The organism is Collinsella sp. AF23-4AC, from assembly GCF_003462685.1.
Classification (GTDB): domain Bacteria; phylum Actinomycetota; class Coriobacteriia; order Coriobacteriales; family Coriobacteriaceae; genus Collinsella.
Map to the genome: position 1 here is coordinate 1 of NZ_QRVE01000040.1, position 1,449 is coordinate 1,449.

The following is a 1,449-nucleotide window of genomic DNA, read 5'->3' on the forward strand; positions in this document are numbered from 1 at the left end:
TGAACTGCCTCCCATTTCTTGGACACAAGAAATGGGAGGCTTTTTTATGGCTGGAAACGCTTTGTACGACGTCGGGATGAGACTGCGAGCGGCAGAGCTGCACGACGAGGGGCACGGCCGCGCGGCGATCGCGGCCCTTCTCGGGATGCCGGAGGAAACCGTGAGAGAATGGCTGTGCACCTACAGGTCTGTTGGTATCGAGGTTCTGGCCATGATGGGAAAGAAACACACCGCCTATTCGTTCGAGACGAAGCTGGCCGCCGTCAGGGCGGTCGTCGACGAGGGCATGACGAAGCCCGAGGCCATGGAGAAGTTCGGGATAGCCTCGCCAAGCCCTTTCAAGAAATGGCTGAAGGCCTACAGGGAGGAGGGCCCGGAGGCGCTCAGGCCAAAGCCCAGGGGGAGGCCGAGGGGGTCCGGCTCCCCGTCCGGGGAGACGACGCGCGAGCAAGAGCTCGAGCGCAGGATCAAGAGGCTCGAGGCGGAGAACGCCTACCTAAAAAAATCGATCGCCCTGAAGGCGGAGAAACGCTCTCGAACGGCGAGAAGGCCGCGGTCGTGAGCGGGCTTTCAGGGCAATACCCCCTCGCCGACCTGCTCGAGTGCGCCGGCCTGGCGAGGTCGAGCTACTACTACGCGCTGTCGCACCCGAAGGCTCCCACCAGGCCCGAGCTCTGGGAGGCCGCCGCCGAGATATTCTCGCGCACCGCCAACGGGTGCGGCCACAGGCAGATCGCCATGTGCCTGCGCGCCGAGCAGGGCGTGCGCATAGCCTACAAGACGACGCTGAAGATGATGCGCGAGATGGGCATCAGCTGCGGGATCCGCCGCGAGACCGACTACCACAGGTACAACTCGTACAGGGGCAAGGTCGGAAAGACCTTCGAGAACGTCATCGGGCGCGACTTCGCCGCCGACGGGCCGTGGGAGAAGATGGGCACCGACGTCACCGAGTTCAAGCAGCCCTGGGGCAAGGCCTACTTCGCGCCGGTCTACGACTTCGGCAGCAAGGAGATCGTCGCCTGGTCCACGTCGCTGCATCCCAACATGGCCCAGCAGCACGAGCTGCTCGACCAGCTCGTGTCCAAGATGCCCGAGGGCTCCAGGCCGGTCCTGCACTCGGACATGGGCTGGCAGTACCAGCAGGCCGGTTGGTGCAGGCGGTTGGAGGAGGCCGGCGTGGTGCAGAGCATGTCCCGGAAGGGCAACTGCATCGACAACGGCGCGACGGAGCAGGTGTTCGGCCACATCAAGGACGAGTTCTTTCGCGGAAGAAAATGGCCTTGCTTCGAAGACTTCAAGAGAGACCTGGACGAATACATCATCCATTGGAACACGAGAAGGAGGCAGGTTAAACTGAAGGGACTGACCCCGGAGGAATTCCGGAATCAGTCCCTATGTGCGGCGTAGGCCGCTTATTAGCCCGTCCAAGAATTGGGGCGCAGTTCA

The 1,449-nt window shown here is 62.9% G+C and carries 2 protein-coding genes; both read left to right on the top strand.

The window, feature by feature from the left end; all coding sequences use genetic code 11:
• The coding region (locus tag DWY05_RS09830) for a helix-turn-helix domain-containing protein (protein WP_370448097.1) at positions 1-562 on the top strand (562 nt) is incomplete at its 5' end.
• The gene (locus DWY05_RS09835) at positions 505-1,410 is read left to right on the top strand and encodes an IS3 family transposase (protein WP_233504085.1); all 906 of its coding nucleotides are present in this window, start codon (positions 505-507) and stop codon (positions 1,408-1,410) included. The genes DWY05_RS09830 and DWY05_RS09835, both read left to right, overlap by 58 nt.
• The last annotated feature ends 39 nt before the right edge of the window (positions 1,411-1,449 follow it).